We start from the raw sequence: 23,910 nt of genomic DNA, 5'->3' as shown, positions 1-23,910 counted from the left end.
GAGCCAGGACAGACTTCGGATTCCAGCTTACCGCTTCCAATTGACAATCACCGTGTAGCCCGGATGCGGCGGCCTACAGCCCGGCCAGCCAATATCTCAGGCGCACGCCCAGGGCGGTGGTATAGCCCGCGCTGGCATAGCGGATATTGCCGTCGGCACCCAGCACGAACACCGCGGGCACACCGCGCAACCCGAAGGCTTTGCCGATGTCCCCGGAAGCGTCGATCACCACGGGGATATCGAAGCCCATCTGCTTCATATACTGGGCGACCTCGGCGGCATCGCCGGACTGCATGGCGATACCGAGCAAAGGCATATCTTGCGCCAATTCCTGGATACCGCCTTGCATGCCCCGACAAACGGGGCACCAACTGGCCCAGAAATACAGCACGGCGGGTTTGGGCAGGGAAGCCAGGCCGGGGAAGGCTTGGCCGTCCAGGGTGGGCCCCTGGATCGCGGGCGGCGGGCCCGAGGCCAGGTCGCGGTTGGCGAACAGTTGCATCCCGAAAAACAGCGGGACCAAGGCCAGCCAAGCCAGGAGGTTCTTTCCGAATTTTTTGTTGAGTGTGTTCATGCGAAGCGCCGCAATAATTCGCCGCCATGGCGCTTGAGCCATTGCCGTTCCTGGAGCCAGCCGGGCAAATGCCGGGCCACCAAATCCCAGAAGGCGGCGGAATGGTCGCGCCGACGGAGATGGCAAAGCTCATGCACCACCACGTATTCCAACACCGTGGGCGGGGCGAAAGCCAAAAGCCAATTGAGGTTGATATCGCCCCGCGCACCGCAACTGCCCCAACGGCTTTTCATGCGTTTGATGCGGATGGAGCGGGGTTCGAGACCGTAGCGGACGGCGTGGCGGGCCACGATGCGGGCGGCCTCGTCCGCCATCCAGGTTTTGATCCAGGCGGACAGGGCGGCTTTCACCCGCTGTTCGGTGGGACCGGAAGCCGTGGCGGGCAAGGCGATGCGGAAACCCTGGTCGAATTCGACGCGGGTCCGGCGGTCGGGGGATAGGACGATATCCAGGGCCACCTCGCGGCCCTGGAACGGCAGGGTCGCGCCCGCGAGGAAGCCGACCGGCGCGGTGGCCGTGGCGGCGCGGGCGCGGAATTCCGCCAGCTTGCGCTCGGCCCAGGCGCGGTGCTGTTCCATGAAGGCCAGCGCCTGTTCCCGGCCCACGCCGGGCGGGATCACCAATTCGGCCCCGGCGGGCTTCACCACCAAGCGCAGGCGTTTGGCCCTGGCGCTATAGCGCAGCCGACAACCGGGCGCGGCGTCGCTCACGGCGAGTCTTCGCCGATGGCGAGGATTTCCAGGGTTTTATCGCCCACCGGACGCCGCCATGTCACCACATCGCCGGGCCGGGCGTTCAACAGGGCTTGGGCCAGCGGCGACACCCAGCTGATCCGGCCCTGGGCGGCGTCGGCTTCGTCCTCGCCGACGATGACGCAGCGCTGCCGGTGCCCGTCCCCGTCCTCGACCTCCACCGCCGCGCCGAAATGGACCTTGTCGCCGGGCTGGACGCCGGGCCGCACCAGCACGGCGCGGGCCACCCGCTCGGTGTAGTAATGCAGATCGCGTTCGACCCGCTTGAGTTGCTGGCGGCTATCCAGATCGTCGCGGGGTTCCAAAGCGCTACGCAGGGCGCTCAGTTCCCGTACCCGTTCCTGCAATTGCGCGAGGCCACGCGGGGTCACATAGTTGATGTGGGGGCTTTGGGGCCGCTCCGGCAAAGCCTCTTCCAGCCCGTCCATTTCCTTCACGAAAGCCCGGCTCATGGCACCGCTCCGGGCACCAGCATCTCCGCCGCCAACCGCGCCAACTCCTGGGAGCCATTGCGCCCGCCCAGCCGCTCCCGCACCTCCGCCAGCGCCCGGCGGATACCTTCCGCATACTCGGGTTCCCGCAGGATTTTGCCGATCTCGGCGGCGATGTTGGCGGGGTTGGCTTCGTGTTGGATGAATTCGCGGACGATGCCCCGGCCCGCCAGGATATTCGGCAGGCCGATATGCGGGATGCTGACCAACAAGCGGCCCAGCCAATAGCTCAGGGGCGACAGGCGGTAGACGATGACCATGGGCACGCCGACCAGGGCGACCTCCAGGGTCGCCGTGCCCGACACGGTGATGACGGCGTCGCAGCATTGCAGGGCGTCATAATCCTGGCCCTGGATGACCCGGATATCCAAACCGGCAGCCTCCAGCCGCCCCTGGATATCCGCGTCCGCCACCGAAGGCGCTTGGAACAACAGGAACCGCGCCCCCGCGAAATCCTGGGCCAGCCGCCGCGCCGATTTCAGGATGACCGGGAACAAGCGTTTGATTTCATTGACGCGGCTGCCGGGCAGGAGACCGATGACCGGGGCCGCGCCGTCGAGTCCATATTTTTCCCGCGCCGCCCGAAGATCCAGCGTGGGCCTCACCTTCCCGGCCAGGGGATGGCCGACATAAGTGACCGGCACTTGGTGGGCCTCGTAGAACGGCACCTCGAACGGGAAAATCACCGCCATGTGATCGACGATGCGGCCATAGGTCTTGACCCGGCCCGGCCGCCAGGCCCAAACCTGCGGGCTGACATAGAACAACACCCGCACCCCGCTGGCCTTCGCCGCCTTGGCCAGCCGGAAGTTGAATTCCTTGTAATCGACGCAGATCAGCAAGTCGGGTTTTTCCTCGCGGGCGAGGGTTTGCATGAGCGCGAGCGCCCGGCGGATTTCGCCGTAATGCTTGGCGATTTCGACCAGGCCGATGACGCCGATGCCGGAGGAATCGCAGCGGATTTCGACCCCGGCCTCGCGCATCGCCGCCCCGCCCATGCCGATGCCGCGCACATCCGGCACCAGGGCTTTCAGCGCCGTGAACAGGTCGGCGGCATGGCGGTCACCGGAGGCTTCCCCGGCGGACAGCAACACCAAGGGGGGACGTTCAGCCATCGAGCGCCGCCCGGATCACCGCCACGACGCGGCGGATATCCGCTTCCCCGAGTTCGGGATAGATCGGCAAGGACAGGCAGCGCGCTGCCACGGATTCCGTGACCGGGAGGCTCAGCCCGGCGCAATCGGCCTTGAACACGTTCTGCTGGTGCAAGGGCACCGGGTAGTAGATGGCGCAGGCGATTTGCGCTTGTTGCAACGCCAGCATGAGGGCGTCGCGGCGGTCGCTGAGCAGGGTGTATTGGTGATAGACGTGGACGCCGATACCATCCTCGTGCGGGGTCTCGACCGGCAAATCCGCCATCAATGCGGAATAAAGCTGGGCGGCGCGGCGGCGGCCCGCGTTGAATGCCTCGATATGGCGCAATTTCACCCGCAGGATCGCGGCCTGGATTTCGTCCAGGCGGCTGTTATAGCCGATGGCGTCGTGGTAATAGCGCACCTCGGAGCCGTGGTTGCGCAGCATCTTCACCTTGGCGGCGATATCATCGGACTGGGTCGTGACCAAACCGCCATCGCCGTAAGCGCCCAGGTTCTTGCTGGGGAAGAAGCTGAAGCCCGCGCCCAGGCCGAACGCGCCCGTTTGCTTGCCATCGAGGGTCGCGCCGAAGGACTGGGCGCAATCCTCGATCAGCACCAGGCCGTGGCGCTCGCACAGCGCCGTGATCGCCGCCATGTCCGCCGGTTGGCCGAACAAATGCACCGGCATGATGGCCTTGGTCTTGGCGGTGAGGGCGGCTTCGATCCGGGCGGGGTCGATGTTGAAGGTCTGGGGATCGATGTCCACGAAGACCGGCTTGGCCCCCACGTAGCGGATGGCCTCCGCCGTGGCGATGAAGGTGAAGGCCGAAGTGATGACCTCGTCGCCCTCGCCCACGCCCGCCGCGCGCAGCACCAAGTGCAGGGCGTCGGTGCCGGAAGCGCAGCCGATGGCGTGCTTCACGCCGAGGTAGGCGGCGGCTTCCTCCTCGAACGCCTTGACATTCGGCCCCAGGATGAAGGCGCAGCTTTCCAAGACTTCCTGGACGCCGCGGTCGATTTCGTCCTTGAGGTTGGCGTATTGGGTTTTGAGATCGACCATCGGGATCATGGCTTGAGAACTCCTAGGATTGATGATTGGGTAACGCCGCGCTCAGGATTTCAAAAGCCGGGTAATCTCGGTCGCCGTCGCCAAAGCCCTGCGCCCGGCGTGGCCAGAACACAAAGGCTCCCTGCCCTCCCGCACGCAGGCCACGAAATGCTTGATCTCCGCCATCAAGGCATCGCCGTTCTCGAACACCGATTCCTCGCTGACGATCTCGGGGACGCCGGGGAACATCTCCCGTTCGCCCTTGCGGTGCTTGGCCAATACCCGGTTCTGGAAATCCACCGAAACATAGCAGTTCGGCATGAACATCCGCATCTTGCGCTCGACCTTGAGGCTGGCGCGGCTGGCGGTGACGTTGGCGACACAGCCGCTTTTGAAGGTAATGCGGGCGTTGGCGATATCGGTGTCGTTGGTCAGCACGGTGACGCCCTTGGCGTCGATGCGTTCGACCTCGGAATCCACGATGTCGAGGATGATATCGATGTCGTGGATCATCAGGTCCAACACCACGCTGACATCGTTGGCCCTGGGATTGAAAGGCGCGAGCCTATGGGATTCGATGAACAAAGGCTTGTCCTGGGTCAAGTCCAAGCCCAACAGCGCCGCGTTGAAGCGTTCCAGATGGCCGACCATCAGCCGCACATCCTTTTCACCGGCAAGGCGGATCAATTCGTCGGCCTCGTCCACCGTGACGGTGATGGGCTTTTCCACCAAGACATGCACGCCCGCCGCCAGGAACTCGCGGGCCACCTCGAAATGCAGGCTGGTGGGAACCACGATGCTGACGGCATCGACCCGGCCCAGGAGTTCGCGGTAATCGGCGACGGCGCGGGTCTGGTTGGCCTCGGCCACGGCCTGGGCCTGGGCCGGGTTGCTATCGACCACCGCGACCAATTCGCAATCGGGAAGCGCGGCGTATTTTTGCGCGTGGAATTTGCCCAGGTATCCGACGCCGATCACGGCGCAGCGCAGAGGGTTCATAGGGTTCGCTCCGATGGGGAAATAGGCATCAATCGTCGCCGCGGCCGAGTTCGACGAAGCCCAAGGTGCCGTGGCGCTTGGACTCGGCGGCCAGCCATGTCCGTAGATAGGCCAATTCCGGGGTGTCGGGCAGGTCGTCCAGGCTTTGTTTATTACGCAAGCGGCGGAACGCGGCGGACACCGCCTTGAGCCGGTCGCCATCGATCCCGGCCCGGCGCACGCCGACCAGATTGACCCGGTAATGCTTGCCGGGACGCCCGCCGACCATCGTATAAGGAATCACGTCCTTGTTGATGCCGGCCAAGCCTTGCAGGATGGCGAGGCTGCCGACCCGGCAGAATTGATGCACCACCGCCCCGCCACCGCAGAACACCCGGTCGCCCATTTGCACATGGCCGCCGAGGGCCACATTGCTGGCGAAGATATTGCGGTCGCCCAGCACGCAATCATGGCCGACGTGGCTGCCGTTCATCAGGTAATTGTGGGAACCCAAACGGGTCGAACCGCCCGGTTTCGTGGCCCGGCTCAGCGTCACCGCCTCGCGGAAGACATTATGGTCGCCGATATCCAGATAGGTCTCGGTGGCCTCGTCGAAACCCAAATCCTGCGGCAAACCGCCCAGCACCGCATGGGGATGGACATGGTTGTGCCGACCCATCCGCACATAGGGGCGGATCACCGCATGGGCGTCGATGCGGCAACCCTCGCCGACCACCCCCGGCCCCTCGATCACGGCGAACGGTCCGACGGCGACTCCAGCCCCGAGTTCGACCTCGGGCGCGACATAGGCGGTGGGATGGATATTCGACATGGTGGCTCCGATAGGGGGAAAGGGGTTCAACCGCGGGGATGGCAACGGGCGTGCAATTCCTTGAGCCGTTCCTGGGCGACGTGAGTATAAATCTGGGTGCTGGATAAGTCGCTATGGCCCAGCAGCATCTGCACCACCCGCAGATCGGCCCCGTGGTTGAGCAAATGGGTGGCGAAGGCGTGGCGCAGGGTATGGGGCGACAAGGGTTTGTGGATGCCCGCTTGCAGGGCGTAGCGCTTGATGAGATACCAAAAGGCTTGCCGGGTCATGCCCGCGCCCCGGTCGGTCACGAACAAATCGTCGCTGCGGCGGCCCTTCAGCAAGACGACACGGGCGGTATCGAAATAACGGCGCACCCATTCCTCGGCCTCCTCGCCCAGGGGCACCAAGCGCTCCTTGCCGCCCTTGCCCATGACCCGGACCACGCCCCGGCGCAGGTTCACTTCTTCCAGTTTGAGGCCGACCAGTTCGCTGACCCGGAGCCCGGTGGCGTAGAGGACTTCCAACATGGCGCGGTCGCGGCAGCCCAACACCTCGTCGGTGGGGGGCGCTTCGAGCAGGGCTTCGACATCGCGCTCGGTCAAGGTCTTGGGCAGGGGACGGCCCAGGCGGGGCGGGTCGATGTTCAGGGTGGGGTCGATTTCGATCCGGCCTTCCCGCAGCAGGGACAGATAAAGCTTCCGCAGACTGGACAATAGCCGCGCCATGCTACGTCCGCTGGCTTTCCGCTGATATCTGAACGCCAGATAATTTTCTATCGCGGCGGCATCGACCGCCAACAACCCCCCGCGCTGCGCCTTGCCGAGCCAGGCGGAAAAATGCGACAGGTCGCTGATATAAGCTTTCTGGGTATTCTCGCTCAAGCCCTCTTCCAGCCACAGGGCGTCGGCGAAACGCTGGATCAACTCCCGATCCGTCTCAGGCGGCGTAGCCTTCATGCCTCAGCAGCCAGCGCTTGAGATCGAGGAGCGGCCCGGACCTCCGGCCACCATAGCCGCCCAAGCCCTGGGCCGACACCACCCGGTGGCAGGGAATGACGATGGGAAAAGCATTAGCGCGGCAGGCACCGGCCACGGCGCGGGGACCGCTGCCGAGGCGGTCGGCCAAGCGGCCATAGGTTTCGACGTTCCCCGCGGGGATGGCGACCAAGGCGTCCCAGACCCGGCGGCGGTAATCGGTACCGGACAGGCGCAAGGGCAAGGAGAAGGCAAAGCCGGGATCGTCGAAATAGCGGGCCAACTGGGAAGCCGCCAATGCCAGCACCGGATGGGCCGGAATTTCAACGGCGGGGGCATCCAGGGAGAAATCGATGCCGACCAATTCATGCTCCGTGGCGGACAGGGCCAGGGCACCGAACGGCGTCGCGATGATCGCGGTAGGCATGGCTGGAACACCGAATGCGGGGAATAGAAGATTTTCCGGCCCCGGAAACGACCGACGGGCAGTTTGCGCTGCCCGTCGTACCGTTCCACAGGTTCGCGGCGACCACCGCGGGCCGGTTAGATTTTTTCCTTGATGCGGGCGGCCTTGCCGGTGCGGTCGCGCAGGTAGTACAGCTTGGCGCGGCGCACATCGCCCCGGCGCTTGACCGCGATTTCCTGCACCTGCGGGCTGTAGGTCTGGAACACGCGCTCCACACCCTCGCCATGGGACATCTTGCGCACGGTGAAGGCGGAGTTGTAACCCCGGTTGCGCTTGGCGATCACCACGCCTTCATAGGCCTGTAAACGCTCACGGTTGCCTTCCTTCACCTTGACCTGCACCACCACGGTGTCGCCGGGCGCGAATGCCGGTATGGTCTTCGCGCTCATCCATTCGGCTTCGAGTTCTTGAATAATATTCGCCATTGCTGCTTACCCTTCTTGTGTCTTTCCGGTATTCAATTCGTTCTGGAATTCCCCGAGCAATCCTGCCTGTTCGGCGTCGAGTCGGACCTTGGCCAGAAGGTCCGGCCTTTTCAGCCAGGTACGCCCGAGCGATTGCTTCAAACGCCACCGCCTAATGGCCTCGTGGTTCCCGGATTGGAGGATTTCCGGGATTGCGCGGCCATCGATTTCCTCGGGGCGGGTGTAGTGGGGACAATCCAACAACCCGGCCACATGGGAATCCTGCGCCGCCGATTCGGCATGTCCCAATACGCCGGGAAGCAAACGCACCACGGCATCGAACAGGACCAAAGCCGCCAATTCCCCGCCGCTCAGGACGTAATCGCCAATCGACCATTCCTCGTCGATTTCGGCCTCGATCAGGCGCTCGTCTATGCCTTCGTAACGGCCCGCCACCAAGATCAAGCGCGGAACAGCGGCGAAATGTGCCACCGCCGTTTGATCCAACACCCGGCCCTGGGGACTCAGGTAAACCGTCTTGGCCGGCAAGGCCGAATCGGCCCGCGCCGCGTGGATGGCGTCGCGCAAAGGCCCGACCTTCATCACCATGCCCGGTCCGCCGCCATAGGGCCGGTCGTCCACCGTGCGATGACGGTCATGGGTGTATTCGCGTGGATTCCACAGGACCAGATCGGCGATATGGTTTTCGATGGCCCGCCCGGTGACGCCATGGCGGGCGGCATCCCGCAGCATCTCGGGGAACAGGGTGACGACATCGAAGCGCATCGTCGCGCCCTAGAAGTCGGGGTCCCAATCGACGCTCAGCCATCCCTCATCGATCCGCACTTCCTTGACGAAAGCGCCGACCACAAAGGGAATCAAGCGTTCGCGGTCGCCCCGGACTTCCATCACATCGTTGGCCCCGGTTTCCATCATACCGACGACTTTTCCCAGCACCACGCCACCCAGGGTGCGGACTTCCAAGCCGATCAAATCGGCCCAGTAATATTCCCCCGGTCCGGGCGGCGAGAAGCTTTCCCTGGAAACCGCTATGGTATGCCTTTGCAAAAGCAGGGCTTGGTCGCGGTCGCTTATCCCATCCAAGCGGGCGATAACCACATCCTCGCCATGCCGCTTACCCTCGACAAGCTTATAATCCTTGGATCCGCCATTCCCCGCGATCCGCCATGGGGAATACTTCAGTATGTTTTCCGGCGGATGGGTATGTGATTTGATTTTGATCCATCCCCGCACACCGAATGCCCCGAGAATCTCGCCAACGATGACTTGCCGGGACATTGCGGCTCAATCGACCGCTTAGGCGGCGGAAACGGCGGAGAGTTTGCGCAGTTCCTTGATCAGGCTGCCCACTCTTTCAGTGGTTTGGGCCCCTTGGCCGATCCAGTATTGGATACGCTCTTCGTTCAAACGCAACCGCTCGGCAGTCCCCTGGGCAACCGGGTTGAAGAAACCCACGCGCTCGATATAACGGCCATCCCTTTTGGAGCGGCTATTCGCGACCACCACATGATAAAAAGGACGCTTCTTCGCGCCGCCACGGGACAAACGGATAGTGACCATGAAGATTCCTCTCTGAGTTTCAGAACGACCTGAAAAATCCGAAAATTATATCAACAAAAACAAGCCCCGCACAAGCCCCGCATGGCTTACACCAGGGCTATCGTAGCTTGATGATTCTAAGTATAGCGGGGGGGCTTATCAGGACGATAACAGCGGACTTGACCAGGAAGCCCGTGTTTCCACGACGATGCGCGAAGACCGTAAACTATTTCCGCGCCACAACTGAATAAGTGGCGGAGAGAGAGGGATTCGAACCCTCGATAGAGTTTTAAGCCCTATACTCCCTTAGCAGGGGAGCGCCTTCAGCCTCTCGGCCATCTCTCCGAAGTATCTGCCTATTATAACCGATTCCGCCCGAAGATTCAGCTAATTTCTCCGCCGGGTTGGACCTGCTGCTCGCGTTTGATGCGCTCGTAGATTTCCTCACGATGTACGGAAACCTCTTTGGGCGCATTCACACCGATACGAACCTGATTACCCTTGACCCCCAATACGGTAACCGTTACATCGTCCCCGATCATCAGAGTCTCGCCAACCCTACGAGTCAATATCAACATAAATCCTTCCTTATACGGTCTCGCCAACTTATTAAGAGCAGCACCGCTTTAAGCAACGCTATCCCGACCCACAGTTGCATACAAGCCGAATATTATACCACTTCCCGCTGTATTTCTAACAGAAAATTCAGGCTAGGCGGCTTCGGCGGGCTGATCGAGATGGAAGGCTTCATGCAGGCTCCTGACGGCCAACTCCAGATATTTCTCGTTCAGGACCACGGAAATCTTGATCTCGGAAGTCGAAATCATCTGGATATTGATACCTTCGCCCGCGAGCGCCTCGAACATCTTGGCGGCGATGCCGGCATGGGAACGCATCCCGACACCGACCAGGGAAACCTTGACGATAGCGGTATCCCCGGCGGCTTCCTTGGCCCCCAGGTCGGCGCAGATGTTCTGTAGGATTTCCAGCGCCCGCTTGTATTCGTTGCGATGCACGGTGAAGGTGAAATCGGTGCTGCCGTCCTCGCCGACGTTCTGGACGATCATGTCCACTTCGATATTGGCCTGGGCGATGGGGCCGAGAATCTTATAGGCGATGCCCGGCCTGTCGGGCACGCCCAGGATGGTGAGCTTGGCCTCGTCGCGGTTGAACGCGATTCCCGAAATCAATGGTTTTTCCACGCCGCTTGCCTCCTCGTAGCTGATCAACGTGCCGGACCCTTCCTTGAAACTGGAAAGCACCCGCAAGGGAACATTATATTTGCCCGCGAATTCGACCGAGCGGATCTGCAATACCTTCGAGCCCAGGCTGGCCATTTCCAGCATTTCCTCGAAGGTGATGCGCTCCAAGCGGCGCGCCTTGGGTTCGATGCGGGGGTCGGTGGTATAAACGCCGTCCACATCGGTGTAGATCAAGCATTCGTCGGCCTTGAGCGCCGCCGCCAGGGCCACCGCCGTGGTGTCGGAACCGCCCCGGCCCAGGGTCGTGATATCGCCGTCCTCGGTGACGCCTTGGAACCCGGCCACCACCACCACCCTACCCCGCGCCAAGTCGGCACGCATCCGTTCGGTGTCGATATCCTCGATACGGGCCTTGGTATGGGCGCGGTCGGTCAGGATGCGGACCTGGGCACCGGTATAGGAACGGGCATCGCAGCCTTTCTGCTGCAAAGCCATGCTCAGCAAGGCAATCGTCACCTGTTCGCCAGTCGACAACAGCACATCCATCTCGCGGGTATTCGGACGCTCCTGGGCCTCGTGGGCCAAGGCGACCAGGCGGTTGGTCTCGCCGCTCATCGCGGACACCACCACCACCACATCCTCGCCGCGCTGACGGGCCTTGATGACATTGTCGGCCACATGCTTGATGCGCTCGACCGTGCCCACCGAAGTACCGCCATATTTGTGTACGTAAAGAGCCATTTTTGCTATCGGAGTGGTTGAATCATGCCAAACGGCCACGTACCCATTCGGGCACGCCGCGCAAAGCTTCATCGAGTTTGCCGGGATCGGTGCCACCGGCCTGGGCCAGATCGGGACGCCCGCCGCCCTTGCCGCCGACCTGGACCGCCACCGCGTTGACCAAATCGCCCGCCTTGATGCGCCCGGTTTGGTCCTTGGTGACGCCCGCGATCAGGCCGACCTTGCCGTCCTTGACGCTGGCCAGCACCACGGCGGCGCTGCCGAGTTTATTCCTGAGTTGATCGACCAAATCGCGCAGGGCTTTGGGGTCGCTTTCTTCGACCTTGGCGGCCAGCACCTTGATGCCGTCGATCTCGACGGCCTGGGCAGCCAAATCGTCGCCGGAAGCGCTGGCGAGTTTGCCCTTGAGCTTGTCCAGTTCCTTTTCCAGGGCGCGGTTGCGTTCCAGCAATTGCTGCACCTTATCGACCACACCATCGCGCCCGGCCTTGAGCTTCTCGCCGACCGACTGCACCAAGCGCTCGCTAGCCTTGACCCACTCGAACGCGCCCGCCCCGGTCAGGGCTTCGATACGGCGGACGCCCGCCGCCACACCGGATTCGGCGACGATCTTGAACAGGCCGATATCCCCGGCCCGGTCGGCGTGGGTGCCGCCGCACAACTCGGTGGAGAACTCGCCGATGCGCAACACCCGGACCTCGTCGCCGTATTTCTCGCCGAACAAGGCCATGGCCCCGGCCTTCATGGCCTCATCCTTTGCCATGACATCGGCGCGGACCGGGCTGTTGACGCGGATTTGCTCGTTCACCAAGCGCTCGATGGCGTCGAGTTGCTCGGGTTTGATCGGCTCGAAGTGGGAGAAATCGAAGCGCAGACGTTGCGGATCGACCAAAGAGCCTTTCTGCGCCACATGCTCGCCCAAAATCCGGCGCAAGGCGGCGTGCAAAATATGGGTCGCCGAGTGGTTGAGCGCCGTGGCGTTGCGGGCCGCGCCATCCACCTCGGCCCGGCAGTCCGCGCCCAGCGTGAACAGACCCCGCGCCACCTTGCCGATATGCAGGAATACATCGCCCGCCTGCTTCTGGGTATCGCTCACCTCGAACAGCGCATCCCCGGCACGGAGGACACCCGAATCGCCGACCTGACCGCCGGATTCGCCATAGAACGGCGTTTTATCCAGGATGACGACGCCTTCCTCGCCCGCCGCCAATTGATCGACGGCTTTGCCGCCCTTGAGCAAGGCCACGACACGGGCATCATCGGCCAGATGGGTGTAGCCGGTGAACTGGCAATGCACATCCACCGCCACTTCCTGCGAATAATCCACCGCGAAATGGCTGGCGGCGCGGGCGCGTTCGCGCTGGGCCTCCATGGCCTGCTCGAAACCGGCCAAATCCGGGGTCAAGCCATGTTCGCGGGCGATGTCGGCGGTGAGATCGACCGGGAAACCATAGGTATCGTACAACTGGAACACGGTTTCGCCCGGAATGACGGTGCCGCTCAAGCCTTTGAGATGGGCTTCCAGAATCTTCATGCCCTGATCCAGGGTCTCGGCGAAGCGCTCTTCCTCCTTGCGCAACACCTGCTCGACCGTGGCACGGGCGGCGACCAGTTCGGGATAGGCCGCGCCCATCTCGGCGCATAAGGGCGCGACTAGCTTATAGAAGAAGACATCGCGGATGCCGAGCTTATACCCATGGCGGATGGCCCGGCGGATGATGCGGCGCAGCACATAGCCCCGCCCTTCGTTGGACGGCAACACGCCATCGGCGACCAGGAAGGCGCAGGAACGGATATGGTCGGCCAGCACCCGCAGCGAGCTATTATCGGTATCGCTCAGCCCGGCCAATTCGGCGGCGGCCTGGACCAAGGTGCGGAACAGGTCGATCTCGTAATTGCTATGTACGCCCTGCGCCACCGCCGCGATGCGCTCCAAGCCCATGCCGGTATCGACCGAAGGCTTGGGCAGCGGGGTCAAGGTGCCATCCGCCGAGCGGTCGTACTGCATGAACACGAGGTTCCAAATCTCGATGTAGCGGTCGCCGTCCTCATCGGGGGAGCCGGGCGGACCGCCCGCGATATGGGCACCGTGGTCGTAGAAGATTTCGGTGCAGGGACCGCAAGGGCCGGTGTCGCCCATGCTCCAGAAATTGTCCTTGGTGCCGATGCGGGAGAAACGGTTGGGATCGATGCCCACCTCGTTCAACCAAATATCGGCGGCTTCGGTGTCCTGGTCGTAGACCGTGATCCACAGCCGTTCCGGCGGCAAACCCAACACGCCGGTCAGGAATTCCCAGGCGTAGCGGATGGCGTCGCGCTTGAAATAATCGCCGAAGCTGAAATTGCCCAGCATCTCGAAGAAGGTGTGATGGCGCGCGGTATACCCCACATTCTCCAGGTCGTTGTGCTTGCCGCCCGCCCGCACACAGCGCTGCGAGGACGCCGCCCGCACATAGCCACGCTCTTCCCGCCCGAGGAACACATCTTTGAACTGCACCATGCCGGCGTTGGTGAACAGCAAGGTCGGATCGTTGCCCGGAATCAAGGGGCTGGACGCCACCACGGCGTGGCCGCGTTCTTGGAAGAAGTTGAGGAATAAGGATCGCAGTTCCGAACTGGTCATAGGGTTGCCATTGTCAATCGTCTGGTTGTGCTAGTCCGCGCCGCGCCAAGCGCCGGAATAATTGGCGGATGTCGTCGTGCCCGAAGCCCCTGCCAAGCAAAAAACGTTCCCGCGATGCCCGTTCCGGCAAACCGTCCGGCAGGGTGTCGCCGTATTTCTTGCGGTAAACCTTGTCGATCTGCGCCTCCCAATCCCACTCCTTGAGATCGGGCGCGTCCCCGATACCGCGTTGCCTGAGTTCCCGCTGGATCCGCGCCGAACCATAGCCCTTGCCGACCCTGCCGCGCACGAACGATTCGGCGAAACGCGCATCGCTCTGTAGCCCGTCGCGCACGGCGTCGGCGACGACCTCATCGACCAGGGATTCCGGGTAACCTCGCGACAAGAGCTTTTGCCGCAGTTCGGCGCGACCGTATTCACGGCGGGAGAGATAACGGAGGCAAGCGGCCAGCACCGCCTGCCTCTCATCGGGGGCTTCGGTCAGAGTTCGGCCTCCTCGACCTCGTCGGCGGGGGCCGGACCCGGCGCGGGCGGGGTCGCCAGCGCTTTCTCGCGGATTTTGGCCTCGATGGATTCGGCCATTTCGGGGCGTTCCTTCAATAGGTTGCGGACATTGTCCTTGCCCTGGCCGATGCGCTCGCCGTTGTAGCTATACCAGGAACCGGATTTCTGCACGATGCCATGATCCACGCCCAGGTCGATCAATTCACCCTCGCGGGAGACGCCTTCGCCGTACAGAATCTCGAACGTGGCTTCCCGGAACGGCGGGGCCACCTTGTTCTTGACCACCTTGACGCGGGTTTCGTTGCCGACCACTTCGTCGCCGCTTTTGATCGCGCCGATGCGGCGGATATCGAGGCGCACCGAGGCATAGAACTTCAAGGCGTTGCCACCGGTCGTGGTTTCGGGGCTGCCGAACATCACGCCGATCTTCATGCGGATTTGGTTGATGAAGATGACCAAGGTATTGGAGCGCTTGATATTGGCGGTGAGCTTGCGCAAAGCCTGCGACATCAAGCGGGCTTGCAAGCCGACATGGGAATCGCCCATCTCGCCTTCGATTTCGGCCTTGGGGGTCAGGGCCGCCACCGAGTCCACCACCAGCACGTCCACGCCGCCGGAGCGCACCAGCATATCGGCGATTTCCAGGGCTTGTTCGCCGGTGTCGGGTTGGGAAATCAGGAGGTCGTCGAGGTTGACGCCGATCTTCTCGGCGTAGCTGGGATCGAGGGCGTGTTCGGCATCGATGAAGGCCGCGACCCCGCCCAACCGCTGGGCCTGGGCGATCACTTCCAGGGTCAGGGTGGTTTTACCGGAGGATTCGGGCCCGTAGATTTCGACGATGCGGCCACGGGGCAGACCGCCACAGCCCAGGGCGATGTCGAGGGTCAGGGAGCCGGTGGAAATCACCTCGATATCGCGCATCGCGGCCATGTCGCCGAGACGCATGACCGAGCCTTTGCCGAATTGCTTGTCGATTTGGGAGAGCGCCGCGTTGAGGGCTTTTCGCTTGTTCTCGTCCATCGTGATGGGACCGCCCAATCAGTTGAAGTAGCCGACGATTATCCCACAGACCCCGATCCCGGAATAGCCTCGACATTTTGCAAGCGCCACGTTTGACGCGGCGTGTAGGTGGCGCCTTCACGGCCCAGGCGCGATTCGACCAAGCTGCAAGCATCGACCCGCCAAGCCACAGGTTCGGGCAAGACCAGCGCCGTCCGCCCGGAACGGCCTTTGCGGGCCAGGGTCAGATGGGGCCGGTAAGGCCGCTGGTCCAGGATGAAACCGGCTTGCTTCAAGCCCTGGGCCAAGCCTTGGGCCAAATCCGACAGCGGTTGGGGCGCTTGGCCCGCGCCCAGGCAGACGATGCCATTGCGCGGCCAAAATTCGGCCCGGTCCAGGGTCAAGGTGAAGGATGGCACCTTGATCGCGTCGGCGACCCGGACGATCCCAGGCCAGCGTTCCTGGGCGACTTCGCCCAAAAACGCCAAGGTGACATGCAGATTGTCGGGTTTCACCCATTGCCCGGCCATAGTCCGGGCGACCACGTCACGGGCGGCGCACAACGCGGCCCGCGCCTCCCCATCCGGCCACAGCGCCAGGAACAACCGGGCCGATATGGCGCTATTCCCGGCAGGCATCCAACACCCCGCGCAGGGCCACCGCCACCGCCTGCGCCCGCACCGCCCGGCGGTCGCCTTCGAAGCGCTCGCAACGCGCCACGGTCTCCCGCCCTTCGCAGGCCCAGGCGAACCAGACCAACCCCACCGGCTTGTCGGGGCCGCCACCGCCCGGCCCCGCGATACCGCTCACCGCCACCGCGATATTGGCCCAGCTCAGCCGCACCGCGCCCTCCGCCATCTCGCGCACCGTGGCCTCGCTGACCGCGCCGTGTTCGCGCAGGGTTTCGGGATCGACACCCAGCATATCCATCTTGGCCTCGTTGCTATAGGTCACGAAACCCCGGTCGAACCAGGCGGAACTACCCGCCACGGCGGTCACGCATTCGGCCACCCCGCCGCCGGTGCAGGATTCGGCGGTCGCCAACATCCAGCCCGCCGCGCCCAAGGCCGCGCCGGCCTGCCGCGCCAAGCCGTACAAATCTTCATCGCTCATCGCCAACCTCCGCCCTGCCAGGGCTTATTTTCATTGTTTAACGCCGCGCCGTTGGGTGCCGCCCCAGGATTTTTCGTACAATCCCCCGCAAAAAACGCACCGCCCGCCCCAACCACCTCCTCCTTCGATAAGGCTTGAACGATGACTAGGCTCCTGTCGCTCGCCAGGGTATTCGGCCTGATGCTGATGGTGTTCAGCATCACCTATCTCCTGCCCATCCTGACTTCGCTATTGTTCGGCGACGGCACGGCGGGGCTGTTCTTGGCGGACATGTGCTTCACGCTCGGGGCCGGCATCCTGCTCTGGTTCGCCACCCGGCGTTTCGTCCGCGACCTGAAGGCCAAGGACGGTTTCCTGCTGGTGGTCCTGGCCTGGACCGGGATGGCGGCGTTCGCCACCATTCCCCTGCTGTCCTATCTGGAAAGCCTGTCGTTCACCGACGCCTATTTCGAGACCATGTCCGGGCTGACCACCACCGGGGCGACGGTGCTGTCGGGGCTGGACCAATTGCCGCCCGCCATCAACCTCTGGCGGCACGAGCTCAATTGGCTGGGCGGCATGGGCATCATCGTGCTGGCGGTGGCGATCCTGCCGGTGCTGGGCGTGGGCGGACGCCAGTTGTTCATGGCCGAAACCCCCGGCCCCATGAAGGATAGCAAGCTGACGCCGCGCATCACCGAAACCGCCAAGAACCTCTGGCTGGTCTACGGCACCATCACCGCGCTGTGCATCCTGGCCTTGAAGGCGGCGGGGATGAGCTGGCTGGACGCGGTCTGCCACGCTTTCGCCACCATGGGGCTGGGCGGCTTCTCGACCCACGACGCCAGTGTGGGCTATTTCAATTCGCCCGCCATCGAGGGCATCCTGATCGTGTTCATGCTGCTGGCCGGGATGAACTTCGCCACCCATTTCCAAGCGCTCCGCGGCAAGAGCCTCGAACCCTACCGCCAGGATATCGAGGCCATGCCCTATCTGATGCTGCTGATCGGCAGTTGCCTTGGCATCGCGTTGTATCTCTGGCTGCAAGGCACCTACGCCAGCTATTGGACCGCCCTGCGCCACGCCAGCTTCAACCTGGTGTCCATCGCCACCGATTGCGGCTTCGCCAGCACCGATTTCAACGAATGGCCGATTTTCGCGCCCCTGTGGATGCTGTTCCTGAGCTGTATTTGCTCCTGCACCGGCTCGACCGGCGGCGGCATCAAGATGATGCGCACCATGATCCTGGTCAAGCAGAGCGAGTTGCAGATGTTCCTCCTGACCCACCCCACCTCGGTCAACCCCTTGAAGCTCGGGAATATGGTGATTCCCTCCAACATCATGCTCTCGGTGCTGGGCTTCATCTTCGTGTATTTCATGAGCATCGTCATCCTGACCTTGCTTTTGGTGATGAGCGGGCTGGATTTCGTGTCCTCGTTCTCGGCCATCCTGGCCTGCATCAACAACGCGGGGCCGGGCTTGGGACAGGTGGGGCCGACCACCAATTATGGCGTGCTGACCGACTTCCAGGTGTGGATGTGTACCTTGGCGATGTTCCTGGGGCGGATCGAGGTGTTCACGGCGCTGATCCTGCTCACGCCGGCCTATTGGCGGAAGTGATTTGGCCCCCGGCGGGTGAGCGCCCCGCGGTCGGGATGGAATTGGCATCCGGGCCGCGCGGGCATACCGGGGTCAAGGACTGCGCTGATACAGCCCGATCAAACGGGCTTCGGCGAGGATATGCCCGCGCATGGCCTGTTCGAGTTGGGCCTTGGTGGGCGTGCGGAGGTCGGGCAGGACAATATCGAGGGCGTACAGCTTATGGAAATAGCGGTGCTGCCCGACCGGCGGGCAAGGACCGCCATAGCCGGTGCGCTTCCAGTCGTTGAGTCCCTGGCGGGCACCCGGCGGCGGGGCAGCCATCCCTTCGGGCAAGCCGGACACGGTGTTCGGCAGGTTATACAGCACCCAATGCACCCAGGTGGTCTTGGGCGCTTTGGGATCGGGGGCGTCGGGGTCGTCCACGATCAAGGCGAAGCTTTGGGTGCCTTGGGGCCAGCCCGACCAGGCCAGCGGCGGGGAAAACTCCTGGCCGTCGCAGGTATAGCGCTTCGGAATCAAACGTTGATCGGCGAACGCCGGGGACGAGAGTCGCAAGGACATGGCGGTTCCTCCTTCCTTGGGTGCCTGCGCGGAAGCGACTCCGCAGCAGAGGGACAACGCGGCGGCCAGTCCGGCCGGCCACCGCCCGGTGCGCATGGATTCCATGGCGCTCCTCCTGGGGTTTGGAAAAGCTCAGGCCCGCAGCCGCACCGCCAGCACATCGCATTCGGCATGGTGCAACACGCCGGAAGCGGTCGAACCCAGCAACAGCGCCAAGCCATGGCGGCCATGCGAACCCACCACGATCAAATCCACCCCGCGTTCCTCGGCCAGGCGGGTGATTTCCAGCTTGGGGCTGCCGATCTCGACCCAGCGCCGTTCGGGCGGGATGCTCAAGCCTTCGGCCAGTTTATCCAGCCGTCGCCGCGCCGCCTCGACCAGTTGCCCGGTCAGGTCGACCTCGAACGGCACGATGGGACCGTAGGCGGCGTCCATGTACTGGAGGTTCTCCACCACATGGACCACGCTCAGTTCGGCCTGATGGCGGTGGGCCAGGTCCAAGGCGCGTTGGGCGACCCGCCCGCCATGTTCGGAAAAATCGGCCCCTAACAGGATATGTCGGTAATTCATGCCCGTCCTCGCTCAACCTGGATTGGAAAACAAGAGGTCCATCAACTCGACGCTGCCCGCCATATAGGCCAAAGCCAGCCCCAGCCCCAGCGCATAGGACGACGACAAGGCTTGGCGCAACACATGGCCGATGATCGCGATCTGCCACAGCAAAAGCAAAGTCACCACCGTCAACACCACCTCCCTGCCCTCCCCGGAGCAGCGCGACCACACCAACAAGGGCAAGGCCAGGGCGCTGACCAAGGTATCGCATCCCAGGGCGGCGGTGAAAGTCTGCAAATACCGGGGGGTTTGATGGGCCAGGGCCAGGACGATCCACAGGAAGCCGGCCAGCAGCCCGATCCCCACCAAGGATTGCGCGATGCCCTCCCACCAATCGACATCCAGCAGGGCCAAGGCCAGCGCCACCGCCAGGTTGGCGGTCGCGACCAAACCCAGCAGGAAGGCCGAGGCCGGTACATCGCGCGGGCCTTTGTTAAACAAGGCGACATCCAGGAACAACCTAATCAACGGCACCGGGGCGTCCTCCGCACGGCCATATCAAGATTCCTCGGCCTCGGCGGCTTCCAAGGCTTCGCCGGCTTCCAGCCAAGCGACCTCGGCTTCCTCCAGGGATTTCTCGACGCCCGCCTTTTCCAGCAGCACGGCTTGCAAACGGGCCTTGGCCTCGGCCAGATACAGCTCGGGATCGGCCAAGCGGGTTTCCAGGGCTTGTTTCCGCGCGGCGAGTTGTTCCATCGCCGCCTCGGCCTTTTCCAGGGCCAGGCGCAAAGGCCGGAGCGCCTTGCGCCGGTCGGCGTCGGATTTGCGCTGGTCCTTGCGCGAAGGCGCGGCGGGTTTAGCGCTGTCGCGGGCGTTGCGGCGGGCGGAGAGCCAGAGCCGATAATCTTCCAGATCGCCCGAGAATACATCCATGCCGCCATCCGCCACCAGCCACAAATCATCGGCCACGGTGCGCAGCAAATAGCGGTCGTGCGAAACCACGATCAAAGCGCCCCGGTAGTCCTGTAGCGCCAAGCTCAGGGCATCGCGGGCGTTGAGGTCGAGATGGTTGGTGGGTTCGTCGAGCAGGAGCAGGTTGGGCCGCTGGTAGATCAACAAGGCCAGGGCCAGCCGGGATTTCTCGCCGCCCGAGAACGGCGCGATGGGGTCCAAGGCCTGGTCGCCCCGGAAGCCGAAACCGCCCAGGAAATTCCGCAAATCCTTCTCGGTGGCCTTGGGATCGAGCTTTTGCAGATGCCAAAGGGCGCTGTGCTCGGGCCGCAGTTGTTCGAGTTGGTGCTGGGCGAAATAGCCGATTTTGAGGTCTTGCGCCGCCAGCCGCTTGCCCGCCAGCAAGGGCAGTTCGCCCGCCAGCAGCTTGACCAGGGTGGATTTGCCCGCGCCGTTCGGACCCAGCAGGCCGATGCGGTCGCCCGGATTCACCGTGAGCTTGGCACCGCTGAAAATGGTTTTCTCGCCATACCCCCCGGCGGCATCGTCCAGTTTGAGCAAGGGGGACGGCAGTTTTTCCGGCGTCAGGAAAGCGAACTCGAACGGCGAATCGACCTGGGCCTGGGCGATCAACTCCATGCGGGACAGCGCTTTCAGGCGGCTTTGCACTTGGCGGGCCTTGGTGGCCTGGGCGCGGAAGCGGTCCACGAAGGAACGCACATGGGCGATTTCGCGCTGTTGGCGCTCGTAGGAAGATTGTTGCTGGGCCAGGATTTCGGCGCGGCGGGTCTCGAAGGCCGAGTAATTGCCGGTGTAGAGCGTCAAGCCCTGGTGTTCGATATGGAGGATGTGGTCGGTGAGGTCGTCGAGGAAATCGCGGTCGTGCGAAATCAGGAGCAAGGTGCCGGGATAGGCCACCAGCCAATCCTGGAGCCAGATGACGGCGTCGAGGTCGAGATGGTTGGTGGGTTCGTCCAGCAGCAGCACGTCGGAACGGCACATCAGGGCTTGCGCCACATTCAGGCGCATCCGCCAACCGCCGGAGAATTCCGACACTGCCCGCCGCTCGTCGCCCGGCGCGAACCCGAGGCCGTTCAACAGCTTGGCGGCACGGGCCGGAGCGTCGTAGCCGCCGACCGTCTCGAAACGGCCATGGGCATGGGCCAGGGCCACGCCGTCGCCGACCGCTTCGGCCCGGCCCAATTCGGCCTCGATCTGGCGCAGTTCGCGGTCGCCGTCCATGACGTAATCCAGCGCCGTGCTGGGACTGGCCGGGGTTTCCTGGGCCACATGGGCGATTTCCAGGCCGGGCGGCATGGAAAACTCGCCGGTTTCGGGATGCAGCGTGTCCAGCAACAGGCCGAACAGGCTGGACTTGCCCGCGCCGTTGGCCCCGGTAATACCAACCTTCTCGCCCTTGTGGATGGTGAACGAGGCGTTCTCGAACAACAGGCGCTGACCACGCCGCAACGCCACGGCCTTGAAATTGATCATACCCAGCACACCCCGCCGCCCGGTGCCACCGCCGTCCGCATCAGGCGGCCTGTTCGAGGCGGGCGTCGGCGTCCTTGAGGAACTCCCGCAAATCCCCGGTTTTCACGGTCGCGTAGGGCACGATCAGGGCCGTATCCAGGGTCACGAAGATGAAGACATAGCCCTTGATCACATCGATGCGGAGAATATCGGCCCAGGACACCCGCGATTCGCCGACGCGGCTGACCTCGACCAGGGCATCTTGCTCCGAACGCAGTTTGTACTTGCCGAGGACAGCGGCCATGTCCGCGTCGGAATACATCTTGCGGATGCGCTGGCGCATTTGCCATTTGAGGAACACCGGCGTCAGCAAACCCCAAGCCACGGCGGTGACGGCGACATAGATCGCGGACAGCGTGTCCTGGTAGTAGAACCAGAGGAACATGGACAACACCGCCAGGACGCCCGGCACGATGCCCTGATGGCGGCGCAGGACTTTTTGCAGCCCTTGAGAATTCTTGAGTTGGTGGTCGTTGAAAGCGAGCAAATCCTGCTCGCGCACTTCGTATTCGATCTCGGTCATCATCACACCCTGGTTAATCCCGTCCCGCCCCCGGTGCTGGCCTGGGGGGGACGTTTTATCGTAGCTATACGGATACGGCGGACACGATGGAATCGGCCCGGCGCGAAAAAACCGCTAGTATACGCAATTCCATTTCACCGCGCCCCGCCCTGGCCGCTTGGCCCGACGACGCGGGACCGGCCGGCCATTTATAGGAGAATCACCATGCAAGGGCATCCCGACGTCATCCTGCGCCTGAACCGGCTTCTGGCCGGCGAACTGACCGCCATCGACCAGTATTTCATCCATTCGCGGATGTGCCGGGATTGGGGGTTCCAGCACCTGTACGAACATATTTCGCACGAAATGGGGGAGGAACAGGAACATGCCGACCGTTTGATTTCGCGCATCCTGTTCCTCGAAGGCATCCCGGACCTCGGCCAACGCAGCCCGCTCGCCGTGGGCCGCGACGTGCCCGCGATACTCGCCAACGACCTCGCGCTGGAATACCGGGTGATCGCGGAACTGCGGGAAGCCATGGCCTTCTGCGAATCGGTCGCCGATTACGAGACCCGGAACATCCTGCTCACCCTGCTCAAGGACACCGAGGAAGACCACGCCCATTGGCTGGAAGCCCAACTCGGCCTCGTCGCCAAGATCGGCCTGGAGAACTACCTGCAATCCCGGCTTTGAGCGGGCGGTCGGGCGGATGCAACCCATCCGTCCGACTTTGATAATCGTTCTCGTTTGTACTAAGATAAGACCCAAGTCCAGCCACCACTCACCGGTCTTACCATGTACATCTGCATCTGCAAGAACGTTACCGATGGACAAATCCGCAACGCCGTCCGCGATGGACGGGTGCGCAACATGAGGGGATTGCGGCAGGAACTCGGTGCCTGCGATCAATGCGGGAAGTGCGCGATGGATGCGTGCCGCGTCCTCCGCGACAGCTTGCAGGAGAAACAACACCTGACCGGCAACGAACCCCTGGCCGCGACGGGCTGAACGCCGTCCGGCGGACACGGGCTTTGGGGGGAATCCTCGGGACGGGCGGCCATCCGGCGGGGCCGATGCCGCCGGATCGGTCCGGGTTCTAAACCATCAAGGTATCCATCAGGTCGATCATGAACTCCATCGCTTCTTGATCGACGACCTCCCACTCGGCGAAACCCAGGGATTTCAGCACACCCCGGCCCTTCTCGTCCGATGCCATGCCCAACAAGGCGGCCAGCAAGACATCCCGGTAGCAAGCCAAGCGCGGCCCCAACAGCAAGCCATGGTGGACCACCTGGATTTCACCGCGCACCAACACCTTGAGTTGGCTTTTCACCATCGAGGACAGATCGTGGAAAGCCTCGGCCAGGAAGATACCGGCCTGGCATTCGCCCCTGACGAGGCGCTTGGCGACCAGGACGTAATTATCGGAAACCACCAAAGCCACGTTATCCGCGTTCAGGTCGGCGGGTTCCAGCATGATCATGCCCATCATATGCACGTCGGGGTCGCTGGTGGTGGCGATCCGGGCACCGGGTTCGAGGTCTTCGACCGTCGCGATATCATCGTTATGGGCACCGGTCGCGATGATCGCCTCGTCGACCTTGCCCTTGGGCCGGACCAAAGGGACGAAACCCTTTTCCCGCACCAGCATGGAAGCATCGTAGGGATTGGCATAGATCAAATCGACCTTGCCATCCGCGATAGCCTGGCGCTGGCTATCGAAATCCGGGTAAATCTCCAAATGGATGGCGGTTTCGAGCGCCCGTTGCAGCCAGGTATTGAACACATACCAGCCCGCCAAATGCTCCGGTCCGAAATCGGGACTCACCGTGAAGTTATAAACCATATCAA

At 63.2% G+C, this 23,910-nt stretch carries 29 protein-coding genes and 1 tRNA gene; 3 read left to right on the top strand and 27 right to left on the bottom strand.

Annotation, left to right across the window (positions count from 1 at the left end; translation table 11 throughout):
• Positions 1-73 precede the first annotated feature (73 nt).
• From K5658_RS09525 to K5658_RS09425, 21 genes are all read right to left on the bottom strand, one after another.
• On the bottom strand, positions 74-574 hold the full coding sequence (locus tag K5658_RS09525; protein ID WP_221066697.1) for a protein disulfide oxidoreductase: 501 nt from the start codon (positions 572-574) through the stop codon (positions 74-76).
• A complete protein-coding gene (locus K5658_RS09520; RefSeq protein ID WP_221066696.1) occupies positions 571-1,284 on the bottom strand; it encodes a M48 family metallopeptidase in 714 nt (237 codons plus the stop codon). Before K5658_RS09520 ends, K5658_RS09525 begins: the two co-directional genes overlap by 4 nt.
• Complete coding sequence (locus tag K5658_RS09515) at positions 1,281-1,778, bottom strand: GreA/GreB family elongation factor (protein WP_221066695.1); 498 nt, start codon at positions 1,776-1,778, stop codon at positions 1,281-1,283. Before K5658_RS09515 ends, K5658_RS09520 begins: the two co-directional genes overlap by 4 nt.
• A complete protein-coding gene (gene lpxB, locus K5658_RS09510; protein WP_221066694.1) occupies positions 1,775-2,932 on the bottom strand; it encodes a lipid-A-disaccharide synthase in 1,158 nt (385 codons plus the stop codon). The genes K5658_RS09515 and lpxB overlap by 4 nt, the downstream gene beginning before the upstream one ends.
• Positions 2,925-4,022 carry a DegT/DnrJ/EryC1/StrS family aminotransferase gene (locus K5658_RS09505; protein WP_221066693.1) on the bottom strand — a complete coding sequence of 366 codons (1,098 nt, stop codon included), beginning with the start codon at positions 4,020-4,022 and terminating at the stop codon, positions 2,925-2,927. The genes lpxB and K5658_RS09505 overlap by 8 nt, the downstream gene beginning before the upstream one ends.
• 42 nt (positions 4,023-4,064) lie before the next feature.
• Positions 4,065-5,000, bottom strand: a complete 936-nt coding sequence (locus K5658_RS09500) for a Gfo/Idh/MocA family protein (protein WP_221066692.1) — start codon at positions 4,998-5,000, stop codon at positions 4,065-4,067.
• Between the two features lie 28 nt (positions 5,001-5,028).
• Complete coding sequence (lpxA, locus tag K5658_RS09495; RefSeq protein WP_221066691.1) at positions 5,029-5,811, bottom strand: acyl-ACP--UDP-N-acetylglucosamine O-acyltransferase; 783 nt, start codon at positions 5,809-5,811, stop codon at positions 5,029-5,031.
• 26 nt (positions 5,812-5,837) lie between these two features.
• Positions 5,838-6,749 carry a site-specific tyrosine recombinase XerD gene (gene xerD, locus K5658_RS09490; protein ID WP_221066690.1) on the bottom strand — a complete coding sequence of 304 codons (912 nt, stop codon included), beginning with the start codon at positions 6,747-6,749 and terminating at the stop codon, positions 5,838-5,840.
• Positions 6,730-7,194, bottom strand: a complete 465-nt coding sequence (locus tag K5658_RS09485) for a methylated-DNA--[protein]-cysteine S-methyltransferase (protein ID WP_221066689.1) — start codon at positions 7,192-7,194, stop codon at positions 6,730-6,732. The genes xerD and K5658_RS09485 overlap by 20 nt, the downstream gene beginning before the upstream one ends.
• 116 nt (positions 7,195-7,310) lie before the next feature.
• Entirely contained in the window at positions 7,311-7,658 is a 348-nt protein-coding gene (gene rplS, locus K5658_RS09480) for a 50S ribosomal protein L19 (protein ID WP_221066688.1), read from the bottom strand.
• Positions 7,659-7,664: 6 nt separating this feature from the next.
• Entirely contained in the window at positions 7,665-8,423 is a 759-nt protein-coding gene (gene trmD, locus K5658_RS09475; RefSeq protein WP_221066687.1) for a tRNA (guanosine(37)-N1)-methyltransferase TrmD, read from the bottom strand.
• A 9-nt stretch (positions 8,424-8,432) separates the two neighbouring features.
• Positions 8,433-8,936: a ribosome maturation factor RimM gene (gene rimM, locus K5658_RS09470; RefSeq protein WP_221066686.1), complete on the bottom strand. Its 504-nt coding sequence runs from the start codon at positions 8,934-8,936 to the stop codon at positions 8,433-8,435.
• A gap of 18 nt (positions 8,937-8,954) precedes the next feature.
• Positions 8,955-9,218, bottom strand: coding sequence for a 30S ribosomal protein S16 (gene rpsP / locus K5658_RS09465; RefSeq protein ID WP_221066685.1), 264 nt, complete (start codon positions 9,216-9,218; stop codon positions 8,955-8,957).
• A 231-nt stretch (positions 9,219-9,449) separates the two neighbouring features.
• Positions 9,450-9,542 (bottom strand) — tRNA-Ser (locus K5658_RS09460).
• Positions 9,543-9,580: 38 nt separating this feature from the next.
• Complete coding sequence (gene csrA, locus K5658_RS09455) at positions 9,581-9,775, bottom strand: carbon storage regulator CsrA (protein WP_085216282.1); 195 nt, start codon at positions 9,773-9,775, stop codon at positions 9,581-9,583.
• Between the two features lie 132 nt (positions 9,776-9,907).
• A complete protein-coding gene (locus K5658_RS09450; protein ID WP_221066684.1) occupies positions 9,908-11,140 on the bottom strand; it encodes an aspartate kinase in 1,233 nt (410 codons plus the stop codon).
• Between the two features lie 22 nt (positions 11,141-11,162).
• Positions 11,163-13,763, bottom strand: coding sequence for an alanine--tRNA ligase (gene alaS / locus K5658_RS09445; protein ID WP_221066683.1), 2,601 nt, complete (start codon positions 13,761-13,763; stop codon positions 11,163-11,165).
• Positions 13,764-13,776: 13 nt separating this feature from the next.
• Positions 13,777-14,217, bottom strand: a complete 441-nt coding sequence (locus tag K5658_RS09440; RefSeq protein WP_176225259.1) for a regulatory protein RecX — start codon at positions 14,215-14,217, stop codon at positions 13,777-13,779.
• A gap of 26 nt (positions 14,218-14,243) precedes the next feature.
• Positions 14,244-15,287, bottom strand: a complete 1,044-nt coding sequence (recA, locus tag K5658_RS09435) for a recombinase RecA (RefSeq protein WP_221066682.1) — start codon at positions 15,285-15,287, stop codon at positions 14,244-14,246.
• A 38-nt stretch (positions 15,288-15,325) separates the two neighbouring features.
• On the bottom strand, positions 15,326-15,904 hold the full coding sequence (thpR, locus tag K5658_RS09430; RefSeq protein WP_221066681.1) for an RNA 2',3'-cyclic phosphodiesterase: 579 nt from the start codon (positions 15,902-15,904) through the stop codon (positions 15,326-15,328).
• Positions 15,888-16,379, bottom strand: coding sequence for a CinA family protein (locus tag K5658_RS09425; protein WP_221066680.1), 492 nt, complete (start codon positions 16,377-16,379; stop codon positions 15,888-15,890). Before K5658_RS09425 ends, thpR begins: the two co-directional genes overlap by 17 nt.
• 141 nt (positions 16,380-16,520) lie before the next feature.
• Here K5658_RS09425 and K5658_RS09420 point away from each other — a divergent pair, with 141 nt between their 5' ends.
• Positions 16,521-17,978 carry a TrkH family potassium uptake protein gene (locus tag K5658_RS09420; RefSeq protein ID WP_221066679.1) on the top strand — a complete coding sequence of 486 codons (1,458 nt, stop codon included), beginning with the start codon at positions 16,521-16,523 and terminating at the stop codon, positions 17,976-17,978.
• A 72-nt stretch (positions 17,979-18,050) separates the two neighbouring features.
• Here K5658_RS09420 and K5658_RS09415 read toward each other — a convergent pair whose 3' ends face one another.
• From K5658_RS09415 to K5658_RS09395, 5 genes are all read right to left on the bottom strand, one after another.
• Positions 18,051-18,521, bottom strand: a complete 471-nt coding sequence (locus tag K5658_RS09415) for a YbhB/YbcL family Raf kinase inhibitor-like protein (RefSeq protein ID WP_221066678.1) — start codon at positions 18,519-18,521, stop codon at positions 18,051-18,053.
• A gap of 132 nt (positions 18,522-18,653) precedes the next feature.
• Entirely contained in the window at positions 18,654-19,091 is a 438-nt protein-coding gene (locus tag K5658_RS09410; RefSeq protein WP_221066677.1) for a universal stress protein, read from the bottom strand.
• A 12-nt stretch (positions 19,092-19,103) separates the two neighbouring features.
• The gene (locus K5658_RS09405) at positions 19,104-19,574 is read right to left on the bottom strand and encodes a hypothetical protein (protein ID WP_221066676.1); all 471 of its coding nucleotides are present in this window, start codon (positions 19,572-19,574) and stop codon (positions 19,104-19,106) included.
• 57 nt (positions 19,575-19,631) lie between these two features.
• Positions 19,632-21,518 carry an ATP-binding cassette domain-containing protein gene (locus K5658_RS09400; protein ID WP_221066675.1) on the bottom strand — a complete coding sequence of 629 codons (1,887 nt, stop codon included), beginning with the start codon at positions 21,516-21,518 and terminating at the stop codon, positions 19,632-19,634.
• A gap of 40 nt (positions 21,519-21,558) precedes the next feature.
• Entirely contained in the window at positions 21,559-22,083 is a 525-nt protein-coding gene (locus K5658_RS09395; RefSeq protein WP_221066674.1) for a YcxB family protein, read from the bottom strand.
• A 201-nt stretch (positions 22,084-22,284) separates the two neighbouring features.
• Between K5658_RS09395 and bfr the strand changes: the two genes are divergently transcribed.
• Both bfr and K5658_RS09385 read left to right on the top strand, forming a co-directional pair.
• Positions 22,285-22,752, top strand: coding sequence for a bacterioferritin (bfr, locus tag K5658_RS09390; RefSeq protein WP_221066673.1), 468 nt, complete (start codon positions 22,285-22,287; stop codon positions 22,750-22,752).
• A gap of 102 nt (positions 22,753-22,854) precedes the next feature.
• Positions 22,855-23,067, top strand: a complete 213-nt coding sequence (locus K5658_RS09385) for a (2Fe-2S)-binding protein (RefSeq protein WP_085214711.1) — start codon at positions 22,855-22,857, stop codon at positions 23,065-23,067.
• 88 nt (positions 23,068-23,155) lie between these two features.
• Here the strand turns inward: K5658_RS09385 and K5658_RS09380 are convergent, their stop codons facing one another.
• A complete protein-coding gene (locus K5658_RS09380) occupies positions 23,156-23,905 on the bottom strand; it encodes a phosphate/phosphite/phosphonate ABC transporter substrate-binding protein (RefSeq protein WP_221066672.1) in 750 nt (249 codons plus the stop codon).
• Positions 23,906-23,910 lie beyond the last annotated feature (5 nt).

Origin of the sequence: Methylomagnum ishizawai, assembly GCF_019670005.1 — a bacterium.
Lineage (GTDB): Bacteria > Pseudomonadota > Gammaproteobacteria > Methylococcales > Methylococcaceae > Methylomagnum > Methylomagnum ishizawai.
This window is presented reverse-complemented; position numbering and strand designations above follow the sequence as displayed.

What these genes read in the sequence shown, in the direction of transcription:
- bfr (WP_221066673.1), top strand. Translation starts at nt 22,285, where the DNA reads ATGCAAGGGCATCCCGACGTCATCCTGCGCCTGAACCGGCTTCTGGCC.
- alaS (WP_221066683.1), bottom strand. Translation starts at nt 13,763, where the DNA reads ATGACCAGTTCGGAACTGCGATCCTTATTCCTCAACTTCTTCCAAGAA.
- csrA (WP_085216282.1), bottom strand. Translation starts at nt 9,775, where the DNA reads ATGTTGATATTGACTCGTAGGGTTGGCGAGACTCTGATGATCGGGGAC.
- K5658_RS09410 (WP_221066677.1), bottom strand. Translation starts at nt 19,091, where the DNA reads ATGAATTACCGACATATCCTGTTAGGGGCCGATTTTTCCGAACATGGC.
- thpR (WP_221066681.1), bottom strand. Translation starts at nt 15,904, where the DNA reads ATGCCTGCCGGGAATAGCGCCATATCGGCCCGGTTGTTCCTGGCGCTG.
- K5658_RS09500 (WP_221066692.1), bottom strand. Translation starts at nt 5,000, where the DNA reads ATGAACCCTCTGCGCTGCGCCGTGATCGGCGTCGGATACCTGGGCAAA.
- K5658_RS09450 (WP_221066684.1), bottom strand. Translation starts at nt 11,140, where the DNA reads ATGGCTCTTTACGTACACAAATATGGCGGTACTTCGGTGGGCACGGTC.
- trmD (WP_221066687.1), bottom strand. Translation starts at nt 8,423, where the DNA reads ATGCGCTTCGATGTCGTCACCCTGTTCCCCGAGATGCTGCGGGATGCC.
- K5658_RS09485 (WP_221066689.1), bottom strand. Translation starts at nt 7,194, where the DNA reads ATGCCTACCGCGATCATCGCGACGCCGTTCGGTGCCCTGGCCCTGTCC.
- K5658_RS09420 (WP_221066679.1), top strand. Translation starts at nt 16,521, where the DNA reads ATGACTAGGCTCCTGTCGCTCGCCAGGGTATTCGGCCTGATGCTGATG.
- xerD (WP_221066690.1), bottom strand. Translation starts at nt 6,749, where the DNA reads ATGAAGGCTACGCCGCCTGAGACGGATCGGGAGTTGATCCAGCGTTTC.
- K5658_RS09395 (WP_221066674.1), bottom strand. Translation starts at nt 22,083, where the DNA reads ATGATGACCGAGATCGAATACGAAGTGCGCGAGCAGGATTTGCTCGCT.
- K5658_RS09525 (WP_221066697.1), bottom strand. Translation starts at nt 574, where the DNA reads ATGAACACACTCAACAAAAAATTCGGAAAGAACCTCCTGGCTTGGCTG.
- recA (WP_221066682.1), bottom strand. Translation starts at nt 15,287, where the DNA reads ATGGACGAGAACAAGCGAAAAGCCCTCAACGCGGCGCTCTCCCAAATC.
- K5658_RS09425 (WP_221066680.1), bottom strand. Translation starts at nt 16,379, where the DNA reads ATGAGCGATGAAGATTTGTACGGCTTGGCGCGGCAGGCCGGCGCGGCC.
- rpsP (WP_221066685.1), bottom strand. Translation starts at nt 9,218, where the DNA reads ATGGTCACTATCCGTTTGTCCCGTGGCGGCGCGAAGAAGCGTCCTTTT.
- K5658_RS09415 (WP_221066678.1), bottom strand. Translation starts at nt 18,521, where the DNA reads ATGTCCTTGCGACTCTCGTCCCCGGCGTTCGCCGATCAACGTTTGATT.
- K5658_RS09515 (WP_221066695.1), bottom strand. Translation starts at nt 1,778, where the DNA reads ATGAGCCGGGCTTTCGTGAAGGAAATGGACGGGCTGGAAGAGGCTTTG.
- lpxA (WP_221066691.1), bottom strand. Translation starts at nt 5,811, where the DNA reads ATGTCGAATATCCATCCCACCGCCTATGTCGCGCCCGAGGTCGAACTC.
- K5658_RS09385 (WP_085214711.1), top strand. Translation starts at nt 22,855, where the DNA reads ATGTACATCTGCATCTGCAAGAACGTTACCGATGGACAAATCCGCAAC.
- rimM (WP_221066686.1), bottom strand. Translation starts at nt 8,936, where the DNA reads ATGTCCCGGCAAGTCATCGTTGGCGAGATTCTCGGGGCATTCGGTGTG.
- K5658_RS09380 (WP_221066672.1), bottom strand. Translation starts at nt 23,905, where the DNA reads ATGGTTTATAACTTCACGGTGAGTCCCGATTTCGGACCGGAGCATTTG.
- K5658_RS09505 (WP_221066693.1), bottom strand. Translation starts at nt 4,022, where the DNA reads ATGATCCCGATGGTCGATCTCAAAACCCAATACGCCAACCTCAAGGAC.
- K5658_RS09400 (WP_221066675.1), bottom strand. Translation starts at nt 21,518, where the DNA reads ATGATCAATTTCAAGGCCGTGGCGTTGCGGCGTGGTCAGCGCCTGTTG.
- rplS (WP_221066688.1), bottom strand. Translation starts at nt 7,658, where the DNA reads ATGGCGAATATTATTCAAGAACTCGAAGCCGAATGGATGAGCGCGAAG.
- lpxB (WP_221066694.1), bottom strand. Translation starts at nt 2,932, where the DNA reads ATGGCTGAACGTCCCCCCTTGGTGTTGCTGTCCGCCGGGGAAGCCTCC.